Genomic DNA, 17652 nt, shown 5'->3' with positions numbered 1-17652 from the left:
GCCGCCCCACGCGCCTCCGCAGTCACCACTGACCGCCCGTCCAAGGGACGCTCCTCGTGCGCACGTGGCCGGTCGCCGCAACGGCGAACCGACAAACGGATTCCACACCTGGCCACCCGGAAAGCGAAAAGCCGCCCAGCCGGACGCCGCGCCTCGACGTCCGAGAGAGAACAGGGAGCCTCGATGGCCGCGGGAGAACGGGAAGGAAGCAGGGCCGGCCGGTAGCGCGTCTCGCCAGGGGCCACGGGTGGAATCCGACCGCCGAGCCTCTCGACCCCCCGCTCTGCAGAATCGCTCTCCTGCAAGAAAATGAAACAGCCGGCACCCCCCCCGAACGGGGTGCCGGCCGTACCACTGGATGAGCGGATCTCAGGCCAGATCAGGCCCGGGCGTGTCCACGCCGTGCGGGGCGGGAACGGACCCGGTGCCGAACGTGTCGCGGAGCTGGATCTCCTGCTCGATGACTCCGGCGAGCCTGCGCACCCCTTCCCTGATCCGGTCCGGTTTCGGGTAGCAGAACGACAGGCGCATGTGCCTGGCCCCGCTGCCGTCGGAGAAGAACCCGGTGCCCGGCACGAACGCCACTCGTTCGGCCACCGCCCGCGGCAGGATCGCCTTGGAGTCGAGCCCTTCGGGGAGCGTCGCCCAGACGAAGAACCCGCCTCCGGGGCGGGTCCAGGTGACGCCGGGCGGCATCAGCGATTCCAGCGACGTGAGCATGGCGTCGCGGCGGTCCCGGTAGAGCTCGCGGAACGACTTGATCTGCTCGCGCCACGGCTGGGTCGCGAGGTACTGCCCGACGGCGAGCTGGGTGAACGTCGAGTGGGACAGGACCGCCGACTCCATCGCGAGGACGAGCTTGTCGCGGATGGCGTGCGGGGCGAGGGCCCAGCCGACGCGGAAGCCGGGGGCGAGCGTCTTGGAGAACGACCCGAGGTACACCACTCCGTCAGGGTTGTCCGCGCGGAGGGTGCGCATGGGGTCGCCGTCGAACCCGAGCAGGCCGTACGGGTTGTCCTCGACGATCAGGATCCCGGCCCGCTGGCAGATGTCGAGCACCTGCTGGCGGCGGGCGGTGTTGAGTGTGACACCGCCGGGGTTGTGGAAGGTCGGGATCGTGTAAAGGAATTTGATGCGGCTTCCCGCGGCGCGCAACGCATAAATCGTCTGCGCGAGCGATTCGGGAATGAGTCCCTGGTCATCCATCGCGATATGGACAACTTTCGCCTGATATGCGGCAAATGTTCCCAGTGCGCCGACGTACGAGGGACCCTCGGCGAGCACGACGTCGCCCGGGTCGATGAAGATGCGGGTGATCAGGTCGAGCGCCTGCTGCGAGCCGACGGTGGCCACGACGTCGTCAGGGCTGGCCTCGATGCCCTCGAGCCGCATGACCTCGCAGATCTGCTCGCGCAGGTGCGGATCGCCCTGCGCGGAGCCGTACTGGAGGGCGACGGGGCCCCGGCGCGCGACCAGGTCGGAGACCAGCTCGCCCACGACGTCGAGGGGAAGGGCCGTGACGTACGGCATGCCGCCGGCGAGCGAGACCACCTCGGGCCTCGACGCGACGGCGAAGAGAGCTCGAATCTCGGAGGCGACCATCCCGGTAGCTCGTGCCGCGTACCGATCGACATAGGCGTCGATGCGCGACCCTTGGGTCACGGGCGTCCGACCGTGATCCGTCTCTTCTTCCGTCACGGTCCACCTCCTAGGTGTCAAATGGGGGCCGAGAGACCAGAGTACGTCAAAGCCGTGACTCGCCCTCGACCGGGAGAGTCCTCGGGCGAATGCGCCTCTGAGCTACGATGCCAGCTGAGGACGCGGTAATCGCGCGCTTTTCCGCCAAGCAACGATTGGGGCAGAGTTGTCGCGTCGGCTGGCCAATGTCACCCTGGACAACCTGGATGATCTGCCGCGCCGGTGCCGGCAGTGCGTCTTCTGGGAACTCGACCCCGTCAGCGGGGAGCGGGCGGTGAAGACGGGCGACCCGGGCCTGGAGAAGGAGGCCTGGATCTCGGCGACGCTCCTCGAATGGGGCAGCTGCGGAAAGATCGTCTATGTCGACGGGGTGCCCGCCGGGTTCGTCCTGTACAGCCCGCCGCTCTACAGCCCGCGGTCGGTGGCGTTCCCGACCTCGCCGGTCAGTGCGGACGCCGTCCTGCTGATGACCGCCCACATCATCCCCGAGTTCTCGGGCGGCGGGCTGGGGCGCATGCTCATCCAGGGAGTGGCGAAGGACCTGACGCGGCGCGGGGTGCGGGCGATCGAGGCGTTCGGCGACCTGAAGTGGGAGGAGCCGAGCTGCGTGGTGCCCGCCGAGTACCTGTTGTCGGTGGGGTTCAAGACGGTTCGCCCGCATCTGCGGTTCCCGCGGCTGAGGCTGGAACTGAAGACGGCCATCTCGTGGCGTGAGGACGTCGAGGTGGCCCTGGAACGCCTTCTGGGCTCCATGACCCCGGAGCGCGCCCTCCGTCCCGTCTGACGCGCTTCTGGGGCCGCTCGCACGGCGATGGTCTTGGTCGCGCCCTTCACCGCCCGGAACCGGCGGGGGCGCGCGCGACCGACGGCTTGGGCCACGGCCACCACGGTTCCCAGACCCGGGGTCGCGGGGTGGTGTGCGGCCGTGATCGCGGTGTGGCTGGGGTTCCCGAAAGCCGCACGCACGGAATGCCCGCGCGCGGGCGGGCGCGGGGCGTGTGGGACGACGCCCCCGACAACGACCGAGCCCCGGGGGTCGGTCGACTCCCGGGGCTCGGTGACGAGTACGGCTAGATGATGCCGTCGAGCTCGCGCAGCAGCATGGCCTTCGGCTTGGCGCCGATGATCTGCTTGACGACCTCTCCGCCCTTGTAGACGTTCATGGTCGGGATCTGGAGCACACCGTAGTCGCGAGGCACGTTCGGGTTCTCGTCGATGTTCAGCTTGACGATCTCCAGCTTGTCCCCGTACTCCTTCGAGATCTCCTCGAGGATCGGCGCGACCTGGCGGCACGGGCCGCACCACTCCGCCCAGAAGTCGACAAGGACGGGCTTGTCGTTCTTGAGGACGTCCGCCTCGAACGAGGCGTCGGTGACTGCCTTCACAGTGGGCTCCTTCGTTTAGTTCTCGTTGCTTGCGAGCCAGCGCTCTGAGTCGAGCGACGCCGAGCAGCCGGTGCCCGCCGCCGTGATGGCCTGCCGGTAGGTGTGGTCGACCACGTCGCCGGCGGCGAACACGCCGGGGATGTTGGTCTCGGTGGACGGCGAGGCCACCTTGACGTATCCCTCGTCGTCGAGCTCGATCTGCCCCTTGACCAGGTCGGTGCGCGGGTCGTGGCCGATCGCGATGAACAGGCCGTCGGTGGCCAGCTCGCATTCCTCGCCCGTCTTGATGTTGCGCAGCGTGACCGCGGTCACCTTGTCGTCGCCGAGCACGTCGGTGACCTCGGAGTCCCAGACGAAGCGGATCTTCTCGTTGGCGAAGGCGCGCTCCTGCATGATCTTGCTGGCGCGCAGCTCGTCGCGGCGGTGGACGACGGTCACCATGCGCGCGAAGCGGGTGAGGAAGATGGCCTCCTCCATGGCGGTGTCGCCGCCTCCGACGACCACGATGTCCTTGTTGCGGAAGAAGAACCCGTCACAGGTGGCGCACCAGGACACGCCGTGGCCGGACAGCCGCTTCTCGTTCTGCAGGCCCAGCTCGCGGTAGCCGGAGCCCATCGACAGGATGACCGACTTGGCGTAGTAGGTGTCGGTGTGGGTCTTGACGACCTTGGGGTTGGCCTCCAGGTCGACCTCGACCACGTCGTCGGCGACCAGTTCGGCGCCGAAGCGCTCGGCCTGCTTGCGCAGGTTGTCCATCAGGTCGGGGCCCATGATGCCGTCGGGGAACCCGGGGAAGTTCTCCACGTCGGTGGTGTTCATGAGCGCGCCGCCCGCGGTCACGGAGCCTTCGAAGACCAGAGGCTTGAGTTCGGCGCGTGCGGAGTAGACGGCCGCGGTATACCCTGCGGGCCCCGAACCGATGATGATCACATTCCGGACGTCGCTCAACGCTCCACGCCTTCCTTCTCTGTTTGCCAGTGGCGTCAACAGATCCTAGGCGCCGCTGATTCCCGCCTGCCCACAAAGAGGAAGGGCCCGCCGTGGCGGGCCCTTCTGCTTGGCGCTAGTTCCAGCTGCCCAGTGTGGGTTTGACGATGTTCTTGCACGTGAACGGGTCGACGACGTCGACTCGGACGCGCTGGGCGACCTTGTCCTTCCAGGAGGCGACGATCAGGGCCTCTTGGCCGTTGAACTCGCTCTGGTCGACCATGAAGGGCTTGAGCCTGCTCCGGTTGGACACCTTGGTGACGCAGGCGGTCACCCTGGCGTCGACGCCGCCGCCCTTGGAGGCGGGCGCGGGGCCGAAGAAGACCTGCAGCGGCTGGCGCAGGTCCTGCGAGCTCCAGTTGTAGTCGGTGTCCGTCACGACGTAGCCGAGGCTCGTCTCGGACGGCTGTGGCTGGGCCATGGTCTGCTTCGCCACAGGGGCGTCGCCGCCGCCCGCCAGGATGGTCGTTCCGACCGCCGCCGTGCCGACCACGACCGCCGCCGCGGCCGCCGCGACAGCGGGCATGGCCCATCTGCGCCGGCGTGCGGAGCGTCGGGATCGCGCTGGGACGATGCTGCCGTCGTCGGCGACGACGCCCAGCCGTACCGGCTCGGGCGGTGCCTGTCGGGTCAGCTCATCCCAGTCGGGACTTTCCACGAGGCCGACACGCCCCCCGGAAGCCTCACGAGCAAGAGCCTGGTCGATTCGCATCGCGACGCCCATCGGCATGGCCGGGGTGGGAGTCGCCGCGAGCACCTCGCGAACCGCCGCCAGATCGGCCAGGAGCTCCCCGCAGGGGTCGCAAACCGCGAGATGTTCGCGTACCTGTTCGGCTGTGGCAGCGTCCAGGAGACCCTCGGCCAGCTCGGCCAAGATCTCCAGATCGTAGTGCGTATCACCCGTCACGAAGTTCTGCTCCCTTCGCGGATGAGACGCGAGTGAGGTCGGTTCGGTTCCGTAGATGCGAAAGAATTGGGGCAAGTTTCGCGCGACCGCGGGCGCATCGGCTCTTCACCGTCCCGCTCGGCACGGACAGCACCTGAGCTGCGTCTTCGACGGAGTAGCCCATCATGTCGACGAGGACGAGCGCGGCCCGCTGGTCGGCGGGAAGGAGTTTGAGCGCGGCCGAAACCTCCATGGAGACCTCGCGCTCGCCGGTCTGGTCGGGCATCGGGGTGTCGCGCTCGGCCGCCTCGATCAGCTCGTCGTCGGCGACGGGCCGGACGGATTTGCGGCGCATCCTGTCGAGGCAGGCGTTGACCACGATGCGGTGCAGCCAGGTGGTGACGGCCGCCTCGCCGCGGAAGCTGTGCGCCTTCCGGTAGGCGGAGACGAACGCGTCCTGTACGGCGTCAGCCGCCTCGTCGGGGTCGCCGAGCGTGCGCAGGGCGACCGCCCACATGCGGTCTCGGTGCCTTTTGACGATCTCACTGAACGCATGCTGATCCCCGTCGAGGTGCCGGGTGAGCAGCTCGGCGTCAGAGGGTGGCTCGGGTGGGGAATTCACAAGGTTTATGCCGTTCCGGGGGAATACACCACTACGTCATAGATGGTGCCACGAAACGCCCCGTCCTCCGCGGGAAGACGCGTAAACCAGATCAAAACATACTGACCGGTTGCGGCTTCCCCCGGCGTCAGCGTGACCTTGCCCGAGGCGTCCTTCTGCTTGGCCACCGTCTTCAGCGAGCTGAGATCGGCGGAGTTGCCGACCTTCAGCTCGACGGTGGCGCCGGGGCTGTCGGACAGCGTCGCGATCACATCAGCGATCTTCGTCGGCTTCCCCATGTCGAGCATGAGGCCCACGCCCGGCTTCAGGTTACCCAGCGTGGCGCTGACGTACTTCGTGGTGTTCCAGAAGGTGTCGGGCTTGCCGTCGATGGCGTCCTTGGCGAGTTCGGGATGCTCGGCGCGGTCGTCGCCCAGCGGGTCGAAGCCGGTGGCGGTGGACGGCTTGACGATCTGCGGCTCCGCCGTCGGTGAGGGCGGCGGCGAGCTCTCGGCGACCGGCGGCTGCTGTCCCGGGTTGCCGAGCTTGCGGCCGAGCGTCCACGCGCCGACGCCCACGGCGGCGATCACCAGCAGCACGAGGAACGTCATCAGCGCCCGGTTGAGGGTGCTCGGCTGCTTCGGCGGCGCGGGCACGTAGAGCTGCTGCCGGATCTCCATCCCCTCGGAGCGGGAGGCCACGGTGGGGGCGGGCGGCGGCGGTGGCGGGGGAGCCGGCGTGAAGGGGATCGGCAGCGGTCTGGCGACGTCGGCCAGCGCCTCGGCCATCTCCGCGGGAGTGGCCAGCGCGCTCTGCCCCCTGCGCGACTCGGGCAGCACGGCCCGGCACGTGATGGTGTCGAGGTAGCCGGGCACGCCCGCGGTCACCTGCCGCGGGGTGCAGAAGTGGCCGTCGGTCATGGGGGCGGCGGGCAGCCCGCCCTCCTCCTCGTCGCCCGGCCAGTGCCCGGTCAGGCCGGCGTAGAGCAGGCGACCGAGCCCCTCGGCGTCGTCGCGCGCGGGATCGTCGGTGGTGAGCCCGGCGAGGGCCGCGTCGACGGCGACACCGAGCACCTTGACCGTGTTGCCGGTGGTCCAGACGAGCTTGCCGGGGTGCAGGCACAGGTGGTGGAGGTCGTGCTCGTGCGCGTGGGCCAGCGCCTCGGCCGCCTCGGCGACCAGGGCGGCGGCGCGCTCGGGCTCCATCGGGCCGCCGGCCAGCAGGTCGGACAGCGAGTCGCCGGTGACCCACTCGCTCACCACGTAGGCCAGATCGCCGTCCTCGGCGGCGTCGAACACCTGGGTCAGCCGGGGGTCGGTGAGCCTGCTCGCGGCGCGGGCGGCGGTCACCACCTCGGTGACGCGCGGGAAGTCGGGATCGAAGGTGTGCACCGCGACAGGGCGCGCGAGGATCTCGTCGATGGCCTTCCAGAGGGTGGCCCCCTCCGACTCGCTGACACGGTCCTCCAGACGGAAGCGCTCCGCGAGGCGCGTTCCTGGCTCAACCGTTGAGGCGCCGCTCATGACTCGATCACCTGCGTGACGCCCCTCCACGCAGGCACGCGATGCCGGGTGGATCCGCCCACGCCCCTCCTGCTTCCGTTTTGCCGCGTGTCGGGCACCATGGTAGTGCCGCGCCAGTTCCTCCCGCGCTTCTTACTAATGAGAAACGTGGCCGCTGGACTGCCGATACGGGCGCTCAGCTGCGACATGGGAACGCGGCAGTCTGATAGCCACGTTTCTCATCAGTACCGGCCTACCCGCCCCGCGACCATTCCAACGATCGAGTTGACCTCCGGGATACGCATCTTGTGCGCGACGACCAGATACAGGGCACCGCCGAGGCCGCCGCCGACGCCCAGAATGATCAGCGCGTTGACCGTACCCAGGATGCCGAAGGCCTGCTGGACGCCCCAGACGGCGGCGAGCGCGAGCACGGCCGTGGGCATGGCGGCGACGTACATCCTGGTCAGCGCCGAGCCGACGGTCCAGCCGCCCAGACCGCCCACGCGCCGGCTGGCCATCATCCACGCCACCGTCGCGCCGACCGTGTACGCCACGGTGTAGGCGAAGGCCAGCCCCATGACGACGTACTCCGCGGGGAGCGTGAAGGAGGCCACGAGCATGAGCACCGCGTTGACCGCGGTGGTGCCCGCGCCCACGAAAACCGGCGTCCGCGTGTCGCCGAAGCTGTAGAACACCCGCAGCAGGAGCTGGAAGATCGAGAACGGCACCAGCGCCAGGCCGAAGACCTGCAACACGTTGCCGATGTAGACGGCGCTCTCCGAGGAGGTGTCGCCGTGGCCGAAGATCAGCACCGTCATCGCGGGGCCGAGCACCATGAGCAGCAGCGAGATCGGCACCATGACCGAGCCGACCAGCCGTACTCCGGAGGCGAACTCGGAGCGCAGCTCGTCGAGTCTGCCCTCGCCCGCCGACCTGCTCATCCTCGGCAGCATGGCGGTGATGACGGAGACGCCGATGATGCCGTAGGGCAGCTGGAAGAGCTGGAAGGCGAAGTTGTAGGCGGCGATGCCGTGGCCGGGGACCACCGTGCTGGCCGCGGTGGCCAGGTTGGTCGTGAGGATCAGGCCGAGCTGGGTCACCACGACGTAGCCGATGGTCCAGACGCCCGCCCTGCCCATCTCGCCGAGCCTGGCGTTGCGGACGTCGAAGCGGGGGCGGAAGGAGAAACCGGCCCGCCTGAGCGAGACGATCAGCACGAGGGCCTGGGCCACGATGCCCGCGGTGGTGCCGAGCCCGAGCAGCGCCAGATCGCCCTCGGTGACCTTCGAGATGTCGCCCCTGGCCGTGCTGACGGCGATGTAGGCCAGCAGGACGCCGATGACGACCACGTTGTTCAGGACGGGCGCCCACATCGGCGCGGCGAACCTGTCCCTGGTGTTCAGGATGGCGCCGGCGACGGCCCCGACGCCGAAGAAGGCCAGCTGCGGCAGGATGTACCTGGCCAGCGAGACCGCGACCGCGAACTCCCGCGAGCCCGCCCGCCAGTCGGTGTACAGGTCGATCAGCAGCGGGGCGGCCAGGACGGCCAGCACGGCGACGACCGTGAGCGCGAGCGTCGCCAGCGTGAGCAGCCGCTGCTCATAGGCCCTGCCGCCGTCTGGGTCCTCCCGCTGGGCGCGCACGATCATCGGCACGACCACACTGCTCAGCACACCGAGGATGAGCAGGTCGAGGATGCTGTAGGGGATCGTGTAGGCGGCCTGGTAGGCGTCGCCCATGAGGCCCGTGCCGATCGCCGCGGCCAGGATGATCGTGCGGACGAAACCGGTGACCCTGGACACCAGCGTGCCCGCGGCCATGATGGCGCTGGCTCGCAGCATGCGGCTCATACGCGCTCGCTCTCCCTAGATTTCGCCGTCTTCGCCACGCGCCGCTCCGACCTGCGCCTGAGCACTCGCATCACCACGGCCGCCAGCATCACCGACAGCGCCCCGCCGACGATGACCAGCGCGATCTGGGTGTAGCCCGTCGTCCTGATCGTCAGCTTGGCGGGCTTCTGGTAGGCCTTGCCGTCCAGAGTGCGCAGCTGGATGGTGACGAGCGAGTCGCCGCTCACCTTGACCCGCATCTTCACCTGGATCGTGCCGCTCTGCCCCGGGCCGATGTCGAGCCGCTGAGGCTTGCCGTCGCTGACGATCTCCAGCAGGTCGGTGGAGTCGGAGGTGACCTGCACGGTCAGGGAGACCGGTTCGTCGCGCCCGTTCTTCACGCTGACGGGGATCTGGCCCTCCTGGCCGGCCAGTGAGCGCGTCCTGCCCTGCGCCGAGCCGGTGATGTAGACCTTCGCGAGGCTCTCGCCCACCTTGGCCTCGACCTGCCTGGCCTCCCTGGCGCCGATGCCGGACTTGACCCGCCAGGCCGAGGAGGTCAGCCGCAGCACCGCCGTGTCGAAGGCGGACGGCGCGTGCCCGGAGGTGATGCCGGAGGTGAGCGCGGCCTTGCCCGCGACCCGCCTCACCGACTCGAGGTACTTCCTGCTCAGCTCGGCCTTGCGGTCGGCGTCGGTGTAGGTCAGCCCCGCGCGCGGGGCGGACGCCTTGGTCTGCTTGATCGAGGTGAGCGGCACGCCGGTGAGCCACGGCAGGCCCGCGGCCGTCTTCAGCAGGTTGGTCACGTGGGTCGGGTTGGGGTTCCAGCGGCGGGGGGGCGCCACGACGAGCGACCGGGGCGCGGTGACGCCCTGCTCGCCGGCGATCATCGCGGTCTCCGCCACGAACCGCTGCTTCTGCAGGGTCGACGAGCCCGGCACGCCCTTCTGGAGCTCCAGCGTGCGGCTCAGCCCCGGGTCGGCGACCAGCGCCCTGACGGGGCCCGAGACGCTGTCGATCGTCGTCGCGGCGTCGGGCGTGACCGCGGGGGGCACGGTCAGGGCCGCGTCGGCCGTCGGGTTCGGCCGCGCGCTCGTGGTCAGGTTGTCGGCGTCCAGCAGGACCGTGGTGACGCCGCCGACGGTCAGCAGGTCGAGCGCGTCATCGTCGATCTTGCCCGCCGGCGGCCACGCGGTCGCGGTGGGCACGTCCCGCTTGAGCAGCGTCCTGGCCTTCGCGCCGCTGATCGTGATGGCCTTCGCGGTCTCCTCGTCGAGCCCCTGGTGCGCCAGCGCCGTGACGTCGGGGTCCGCGTACGGCGTGGCCACCACGTTCTGCGTGGCGAGAGCCGCCCGCAGCTCGTCGAGCCACTGGGCCGCCGCCGTGTCGCGCGGCCGTTTGATCTCGCCGCCCGCCTTGGGGCGCACCTTGTACTGCTCGCCGGCCGACATCGCCTGGACGTCGTCGAGCAGGGCCGGGTCGACGAACCAGGTGACGTTCTTCGGCTGGGACTTCGCGATGCGCAGCAGGTCGGCGAGACGGCCGCTGCCGAGCAGCGAGGTGCGCAGGTTGTCGTCGATGAAGACGTCGTCGGGACCGCGGCGCGGCTGGTCGATGATCGGCAGCGCGAAGGCGATCCTGTTCTTCGGCGGCTTGGCGTTCGGCGGCGCGTACGTCAGGAACGTGCGGACGGTCGTGACGGGCAGCCCGGCGTTCAGCAGCTCGACGCCCAGCGGGTAGACGCCGAACCTGGACAGGGTCAGCGCCATGGGCGTGGTCTTCAGCTCGAACGCGGCCGTGCCGCCGGGCGCGATGGCGGGCAGGGTGATCACGGAGTGGGCCGCGCCGTAGTCGGAGACGAAGCCGCCCGCCAGGTACTCCTCCATGGCGGCTCTGCTCGAGAACGGCTGCCGGGCAGGGCGCAGCCGCATCATCGGGGCGGCCAGCGGTGTCGTGCCGGTGTTGGTCAGCTTGCCGATGACCTTGATCTCGTCGGCGGGCTTGCGCGGCACGTCCGGCGTGATCGACTCGATCGTCACCCTGACCTGCTGCGCCGTGACGGTGGCGGCGGCAGCCGTACCGGCCGGCGTCACGACGAAGGCGGAGAGCAACGCCGCGATGAGGACCGGGAGCAGCGTGGTCTTACGGATCACGCTTCTGCCCGTGGAGGAGTTCGACGCACGCCGCCATGGTACGGGCTCAGTGCCGGAGCGCGACCGCCTCACGGGTTCCCCTGGGACGGATCAGGCCGAGGTCCACGGTCTTGCCGCGGACGAGTCGCAGGAGGTCGAGGGCGTGCAACCGCAGTGCGGTGTGGCGCTCGCCCGTCGGCGTGAAGACGAGGCCGCCGTCGGCGGGGATCCGCTCGTCCACAAGGACAAACAGCTCGATAGGGAGCAGGAGCGGACATACCAGTCCGGCCGCGTAGTCGGTGGACGCGTTGATCGCGAACGCCGGCGCCGGGCTGACGTTCGTCGAACCCAGCAGCAGCCCCACCGTGTGGGCGGTGGGCAGGTCGGCGACCGTGGAGACCACGGCCACCGCCTCGCGGCCCAGCCTCGAGTGGCGCTCGAACACCGTCACCGCCACGCACCGCCCGGGTGCGGACGAGGTCGCCGAGGGCAGCTCTTCGGCGCACGTCATGGGGCGCGGAAGGCGTACGATCTCATGATGGACCTGGTGTGCGAGGAGCCAGCGGTGGATCGCGAGGGCGTCCTTCATATATACGCTCCTTGCCTCGTTCCATGGGCCCCCGACGGTCTCTGACCGACGGTAACCCGGACCCGGTGTGGCTCGGGGGATATGTTCCGCAATAGAAGGACCTACCCAGCTTGTCCGACTCAATAGAGATCTCCCGCAAAATCGCTCCCGTCGCCAACGAACTCGGCGAGCTCTTCGCCGCTCGCGGGCACGAGCTTGCCCTGGTGGGCGGCTCCGTGCGCGACATCCTGCTGGGCCGTATCGGCAACGACCTCGACCTGACGACCGACGCCCGTCCCGAACGGGTCCTGGAGATCGTCAGAGACTGGGCCGACTCGGTCTGGACGATCGGCATCGACTTCGGCACGATCGGCGTGCGCAAGGGCGGCTGGCTGCTCGAGATCACCACCTACCGCAGCGAGTCCTACGACCCCAAGTCGCGCAAGCCCGAGGTCATGTACGGCGAGACGCTCGAGGCCGACCTGGAGCGCCGCGACTTCGCCGTCAACGCGATGGCGGTGCGGCTGCCGGGCCACGAGTTCGTCGACCCCTACGGCGGGCGGGACGACCTGGCGGCCAGGACGCTGCGCACGCCCAGCACGCCCGAGCAGTCCTTCGGCGACGACCCGCTGCGCATGCTGCGCGCCGCCCGCTTCGCCGCCCAGCTCGGCTTCACGGTCGCGGCGGAGACCGTCGCCGCGATGGCCGCGATGAGCGACCGCATCGAGATCGTCTCGGCCGAGCGGATCCGCGACGAGCTCGACAAGCTGGTCTGCGGCGCGATGCCCCGGGAGGGCCTGCGCCTGCTCGTCGAGACCGGGCTGGCCGCGCACGTGCTGCCCGAGCTGCCCAGGCTCCGCCTGGAGATCGACGAGCACCACCGCCACAAGGACGTCTACGAGCACACGCTGATCGTGCTCGAACAGGCCATCGCCCAGGAGGAGGACGGCAAGCCCGACCGCATCCTGCGCTGGTCGGCGCTCATGCACGACGTGGGCAAGCCCAAGACGCGCCGTCACGAGCCCGGCGGCCGGGTCTCCTTCCACCACCACGAGGTGGTGGGCGCGCAGCTGACCAAGAAGCGGATGGCGGAGCTGAAGTTCCCCAAGGACGTCGTCGCCGACGTCTCCCGCCTGGTGGAGCTGCACCTGCGCTTCCACGGCTACGGCACCGGCGAGTGGACCGACAGCGCGGTGCGCCGCTACGTGCGCGACGCGGGCCCGCTGCTCGAGCGCCTCCACAAGCTGACCAGGGCCGACTGCACCACGCGCAACAAGCGCAAGGCGCAGGTCCTCTCCCGCACCTACGACCAGCTCGAGGAGCGCATCGAACGGCTGGCGGAGGAAGAGGAGCTGGCGAAGATCAGGCCGGAGCTCGACGGCAACGAGATCCAGCGCGTCCTCGGCGTCGGCCCTGGCCCGGCCGTGGGCAAGGCCTACAAGTTCCTGCTGGAGCTGCGCCTCGACAAGGGCGTCATCGGCAAGGAGGCCGCCACGCAGGCGCTGCTGGAGTGGGCGGGGGAGAACGGCTTCTAGCGGATCTACAGAGTCTGGGGAGAGCGCGTCGGCGTGACGATCCGGTAGATCACCGCGCCGAGCACGTAGCCGACCGCAATGATCGCGACGGCTGCGAAGGACTTGCCGTTCGCCGGCAGGATCGCCGCCGACAGCGCCGCCGCCAGCACGTACATGCCGTTGAACAGCATGTCGTAGATCGAGAAGGCCCGGCCCAGGTAGGCGTCCTCGACGTCGCGCTGGACGCTGGTGTCGGCGCAGATCTTGACGCTCTGCCCGGTCACCCCCAGCACGAAGCCGCCGATCCACAGGCCCCACGGCTGGAACGGGATGATCAGGATCGCGCTCAGCACGCCCGCGGTGACCAGCATCGTCGGCACCCAGCGCTCGATGGGCATGCGCTCGGTGGCCCACGGCGTGATGACCACCGCGAGGAAGTAGCCGAAGCCCGAGGTCACCAGCACGATGCTGATGCCCGACAGGGCGGCGTCGGCGTCGCCGTCGGTGAAGTAGTAGCGGTAGAGGATGATGCCCATCGCCGACGCCATGCCGTACATGAAGCGGTGGGTGGCCATCGCGCCCATCGCGGCGGCGGCCGCGCGGTGGTGGATCAGGTGCCTGGCGCCGTCGACGAGACCGCTGACCACGTTGCGCAGGGCCTCGCGCGCCTGCGGCCGGTCCGGGTCGTAGGAGGGGCCGAGCAGGGACCGGTGCATGGTGCGGGCGATGAGCGCGCTCAGCCCGAACACCACGCCGGAGGTGACCAGCAGCAGCGCGGTGCCGCCGGGGCCCGACCCGAACACCCAGCGCAGCACGATGCCGAAGCCCGCGCCGACGAAGGTGACGACAGTGCCGGAGGTGGGCGTGACGGCGTTGGCCATCATCAGCTGCTCCCTCGGCACCACGTGCGGCAGCGAGGCGCCCAGCGCGGCCAGGAAGAACCGGTTGACGCCCAGCACGCCGAGCGCCGCCGCGTAGAAGTACTCGTCGGGCAGGCCGGCGGCGACGAACGCCGCGGCGACCAGCAGCAGCCCGCCGCGCACGATCGGCGCGACCACCAGGATCTGCCGCCGCGACCAGCGGTCGATGAAGACGCCCACGAACGGACCGAGCACGCTGTACGGCAGCAGCAGCACGGCCAGGCCGATCGCCACCTGGAGCGCGGTGGTCTGCTTCTCCGGGCTGAAGAACGCGAAACCCGCGACGCCGAACTGGAAGATCCCGTCGGAGAACTGCGAGACCAGGCGGGTGAAGAACAACCGCCTGAAGTCGCGCCCCTTCAGGACCGTTTGGAGATCGGCGGCATAAGACACGACGCAAGCCTAGCCTTCGCCCCACGTCCGGACATCGGGGTCGACCCTGAGATACGTCACGTGACAGGTGGGTAAAAGTGTTCCAGCCCAGCGTCATGATCACGTACGCTACGGACTGTGACTCCTGACGAACTCGTGGTGTTGGTCGACGGCGAAGGCAACGCGATCGGCACCGCACCCAAGGCGTCGATACACGGTCCTGACACGCCGCTGCACCTGGCCTTCTCCAGCTACGTCTTCGACGAGGACGGCCGGGTGCTGCTGTCCAGGCGGGCCTCTCACAAGGTCACCTGGCCGGACGTGTGGACCAACAGCTGCTGCGGCCACCCGCTGCCGGGCGAGCCCCTCCAGGACGCGGTGCTGCGCCGGCTCTCCTACGAGCTCGGCATGGTCGTCGACCGCGTCGATCTCCTGCTGCCCCGCTTCTCCTACCGGGCGGTGATGGCCAACGGCGTCGTCGAGCACGAGCTGTGCCCCGTCTACCGGGTGCTGACGAGCGCGCCGGTACGGCCGAACCCCGACGAGGTGGGGGAGGTGGTGTGGATGCCGTGGAAGGAGTTCGCCTCGGGCGTGATGTCGGGGCTGCTGGCGATCTCGCCGTGGTGCCGTGACCAGGTGCCCCAGCTGGACTCCCTCGGGGCCGACCCGCTCGCCTGGTCCCCCGCCGCGCCCGCCGAGCTGCCCCCGGCCGCCCGCCGGCTCTCCGGGCGTTCCTGAGCCCGCGGAAACGGGGATCTCCGGTTACGGCACGCCGGCGCCGGCGCCACCCGAGGCGCGGGGCCGGCGTCCCTCCAGGGAAACGCTCACCGAGCGCCCGTGGCCGGCCGCCGTCACGGCGTACCCCGGAAACGCGGAACGTCTCGCCGTCGGGGCGGGGACCCCGTGCGCTGGAGTGGCGCACGGGGACAGCGCCCGGCCACGACGAGACGTCGGCGCTCAGGCCGGCCTGCCGTACGGGGGGACTACCGCTCCACCTCGCCGCGGATGAACTTCTCCACGTACTCGTGGGCCTCCTCGTCGGAGTACTGCTCGGGCGGCGACTTCATGAAGTAGGAGCTGGCCGACAGGATCGGCCCGGCGATCCCCCGGTCGAGGGCGATCTTCGCGGCGCGTACCGCGTCGATGATGACGCCCGCCGAGTTGGGCGAGTCCCACACCTCGAGCTTGTACTCCAGGTTCAGCGGGGTGTCGCCGAACGAGCGGCCCTCCAGGCGGACGTAGGCCCACTTGCGGTCGTCGAGCCACGGCACGTGGTCGGACGGGCCGATGTGCACGTCGGCCTTGGCCATCTCGTGCGGGATCTGCGAGGTGACGGACTGCGTCTTGGAGATCTTCTTCGACTGGAGCCGCTTGCGCTCCAGCATGTTCATGAAGTCCATGTTGCCGCCGAAGTTGAGCTGGTAGGTGCGTAGCAGCTCGACCCCGCGGTCCTCGAACAGCTTGGCCATCACGCGGTGCGTGATGGTGGCGCCGACCTGCGACTTGATGTCGTCGCCGACGATCGGCACGCCCGCCTCGGTGAACTTCTCCGCCCACTCGGGGTCGGAGGCGATGAAGACCGGCAGCGCGTTCACGAACGCCACCTTGGCGTCGAGCGCGCACTGGGCGTAGAAGCGGTCGGCCTCCTCCGAGCCCACCGGCAGGTAGGACACCAGCACGTCCACCCGGGCGTCCTTCAGCACCCGCACGACGTCCACGGGCGCCTCGTCGGACTCCTCGATGATCTCGCGGTAGAACTCGCCGAGACCGTCGAAGGTGTGGCCGCGCTGGACGATGACACCGGTCGGCGGCACGTCCGTGATCTTGATCGTGTTGTTCTCGCTGGCGACGATCGCCTCGGACAGGTCGCGGCCGACCTTCTTGGCGTCGACGTCGAAAGCGGCGACGAACTCGATGTCACCGACGTGGTAGTCGCCGAACTTGACGTGCATCAGACCCGGCACTCGTGTGTCCGGGTCGGCGTCCTTGTAGTAGTGAACGCCCTGAATCAGCGACGCCGCGCAGTTGCCGACACCGACAACGGCTACGCGTACCGAACCCATCGCACTCGCTCCCTTACTCATCTGATGACGTATCTTCCGCGGGCTCCTGTGAGGCCCTGCGTTCCGTGGCGATCAGCTCGTTCAGCCAACGCACCTCGCGTTCGACCGATTCCAGACCGTGACGCTGCAGCTCCAACGTGTAGCTGTCGAGGCGCTCCCTGGTGCGGGCCAGCGCGGTGCGGACGCTGTCGAGCCGTTCCTCGAGGCGGCTGCGGCGTCCTTCGAGGATGCGCAGCCGTACTTCGGCCTCCGTGTGCCTGAAGAAGGCGAAGTGGACGCCGAAGCTCTCGTCCTCCCACGCGGACGGGCCTGCCTGGGTGAGCAGGTCCTGCAGCCGCTCCTTGCCGTCGGCGGTGAGTTTGTAGACGATCTTCGATCGCCCTCCGACGACCGCCTCCGCCGGGCGCTCCTCCATGATGAGCCCCTGCTCCAGCAGCGACTTCAGGCACGGGTACAGCGAGCCGTAGGAGAAGGCTCTGAACATCCCCAGCAGCGCGTTGAGCCGTTTGCGCAGCTCGTAGCCATGGAGAGGGGTCTCGTGCAGCGACCCGAGCACGGCGAGTTCCAGCACTCTGCCCTGTCCGCTGGCCAAGGAAACCGCCCCCTCTCGCGCCGATGTATCGAGTCGATACATCCACACAATACGTCGCGTCGCTATATCGCCGCAATCAACGGATTCCCCAAGAGGTTGGGTGGAATCGGCAAAAAGCCGTAGTCTGGCGCCCATGTGGTCTCAGCGAGGGGTGGTGGACTACGGGCTGGCGAAGCGGGCGGCAGTGCGCTCACTTCGCTCCGGGCATGCCTCCACTCGTGATGTCTGCGACGCACAGCCCCATCTCCTTCGCGCGGCACGGCACTTCGGCGAGCCGACCGAACGTCCCTGCCCGGTATGCGCGAGAGAGAACGTCACCAACGTGACCTATGTCTACGGCGATGCGCTGGGCCGACATGCCGGTCGCGCAAAGGCCACATCAGAGATCCTCGAGATGGCCCATGATTACGAGGAGTTCAGGGTCTATGTGGTCGAGGTATGTCAGGGTTGTTCCTGGAACCACCTGACCGTCTCTTATGTCCTCGGCACCGGGCCGCCTGACAGCGTCGGCACCACGTGAACCGAGGACGGCGCCCGCCGTGCCAGATGACGACGATGCGAGGACGTGTTGAGTAACAGCAGCTATGGCCCCGAGCCGAT

The 17652-nt window shown here is 69.2% G+C and carries 16 protein-coding genes; 4 read left to right on the top strand and 12 right to left on the bottom strand.

Annotation, left to right across the window (positions count from 1 at the left end; genetic code table 11):
- Positions 1–369: 369 nt before the first annotated feature.
- Positions 370–1602 carry a PLP-dependent aminotransferase family protein gene (locus tag ABZX22_RS37505; RefSeq protein WP_354919306.1) on the bottom strand — a complete coding sequence of 411 codons (1233 nt, stop codon included), beginning with the start codon at positions 1600–1602 and terminating at the stop codon, positions 370–372.
- 262 nt (positions 1603–1864) lie between these two features.
- Here ABZX22_RS37505 and ABZX22_RS37500 point away from each other — a divergent pair, with 262 nt between their 5' ends.
- Positions 1865–2482, top strand: coding sequence for a GNAT family N-acetyltransferase (locus ABZX22_RS37500; protein WP_354919262.1), 618 nt, complete (start codon positions 1865–1867; stop codon positions 2480–2482).
- Between the two features lie 286 nt (positions 2483–2768).
- On the opposite strand, the gene trxA is transcribed toward ABZX22_RS37500, so the two are convergent.
- The 8 genes from trxA to ABZX22_RS37460 form a co-directional block, all read right to left on the bottom strand.
- A complete protein-coding gene (gene trxA / locus ABZX22_RS37495) occupies positions 2769–3083 on the bottom strand; it encodes a thioredoxin (RefSeq protein ID WP_312895737.1) in 315 nt (104 codons plus the stop codon).
- Between the two features lie 15 nt (positions 3084–3098).
- The gene (trxB, locus tag ABZX22_RS37490) at positions 3099–4031 is read right to left on the bottom strand and encodes a thioredoxin-disulfide reductase (RefSeq protein WP_354919259.1); all 933 of its coding nucleotides are present in this window, start codon (positions 4029–4031) and stop codon (positions 3099–3101) included.
- Positions 4032–4146: 115 nt separating this feature from the next.
- Positions 4147–4977: a zf-HC2 domain-containing protein gene (locus ABZX22_RS37485; protein WP_354919257.1), complete on the bottom strand. Its 831-nt coding sequence runs from the start codon at positions 4975–4977 to the stop codon at positions 4147–4149.
- On the bottom strand, positions 4967–5578 hold the full coding sequence (gene sigM / locus ABZX22_RS37480; RefSeq protein ID WP_354919254.1) for an RNA polymerase sigma factor SigM: 612 nt from the start codon (positions 5576–5578) through the stop codon (positions 4967–4969). The genes ABZX22_RS37485 and sigM overlap by 11 nt, the downstream gene beginning before the upstream one ends.
- Before the next feature lie 5 nt (positions 5579–5583).
- On the bottom strand, positions 5584–7080 hold the full coding sequence (locus ABZX22_RS37475) for a protein kinase family protein (RefSeq protein ID WP_354919252.1): 1497 nt from the start codon (positions 7078–7080) through the stop codon (positions 5584–5586).
- A gap of 221 nt (positions 7081–7301) precedes the next feature.
- Complete coding sequence (gene murJ, locus ABZX22_RS37470) at positions 7302–8912, bottom strand: murein biosynthesis integral membrane protein MurJ (RefSeq protein ID WP_354919249.1); 1611 nt, start codon at positions 8910–8912, stop codon at positions 7302–7304.
- A complete protein-coding gene (locus ABZX22_RS37465; RefSeq protein ID WP_354919246.1) occupies positions 8909–11044 on the bottom strand; it encodes a DUF6049 family protein in 2136 nt (711 codons plus the stop codon). The genes murJ and ABZX22_RS37465 overlap by 4 nt, the downstream gene beginning before the upstream one ends.
- A gap of 46 nt (positions 11045–11090) precedes the next feature.
- Positions 11091–11612: a hypothetical protein gene (locus ABZX22_RS37460; protein ID WP_354919243.1), complete on the bottom strand. Its 522-nt coding sequence runs from the start codon at positions 11610–11612 to the stop codon at positions 11091–11093.
- Between the two features lie 110 nt (positions 11613–11722).
- Here ABZX22_RS37460 and ABZX22_RS37455 point away from each other — a divergent pair, with 110 nt between their 5' ends.
- Entirely contained in the window at positions 11723–13126 is a 1404-nt protein-coding gene (locus ABZX22_RS37455; RefSeq protein WP_354919240.1) for a CCA tRNA nucleotidyltransferase, read from the top strand.
- Between the two features lie 5 nt (positions 13127–13131).
- Here the strand turns inward: ABZX22_RS37455 and ABZX22_RS37450 are convergent, their stop codons facing one another.
- Complete coding sequence (locus ABZX22_RS37450) at positions 13132–14418, bottom strand: MFS transporter (RefSeq protein WP_354919237.1); 1287 nt, start codon at positions 14416–14418, stop codon at positions 13132–13134.
- A 117-nt stretch (positions 14419–14535) separates the two neighbouring features.
- On the opposite strand from ABZX22_RS37450, the gene idi reads away from it, so the two are divergent.
- A complete protein-coding gene (gene idi, locus ABZX22_RS37445; RefSeq protein WP_354919234.1) occupies positions 14536–15135 on the top strand; it encodes an isopentenyl-diphosphate Delta-isomerase in 600 nt (199 codons plus the stop codon).
- A gap of 245 nt (positions 15136–15380) precedes the next feature.
- Here the strand turns inward: idi and ABZX22_RS37440 are convergent, their stop codons facing one another.
- Positions 15381–16460 (bottom strand): inositol-3-phosphate synthase, encoded by a 1080-nt coding sequence (locus tag ABZX22_RS37440; protein WP_354919231.1) that lies wholly within the window; start codon positions 16458–16460, stop codon positions 15381–15383.
- A 13-nt stretch (positions 16461–16473) separates the two neighbouring features.
- Complete coding sequence (locus tag ABZX22_RS37435; protein ID WP_354919228.1) at positions 16474–17052, bottom strand: PadR family transcriptional regulator; 579 nt, start codon at positions 17050–17052, stop codon at positions 16474–16476.
- Positions 17053–17185: 133 nt separating this feature from the next.
- Between ABZX22_RS37435 and ABZX22_RS37430 the strand changes: the two genes are divergently transcribed.
- Positions 17186–17572, top strand: coding sequence for a DUF5318 family protein (locus ABZX22_RS37430; protein ID WP_354919225.1), 387 nt, complete (start codon positions 17186–17188; stop codon positions 17570–17572).
- Positions 17573–17652: the final 80 nt, after the last annotated feature.

It is taken from the genome of Nonomuraea sp. NPDC003804, assembly GCF_040610675.1.
Lineage (GTDB): Bacteria > Actinomycetota > Actinomycetes > Streptosporangiales > Streptosporangiaceae > Nonomuraea.
This window is presented reverse-complemented; position numbering and strand designations above follow the sequence as displayed.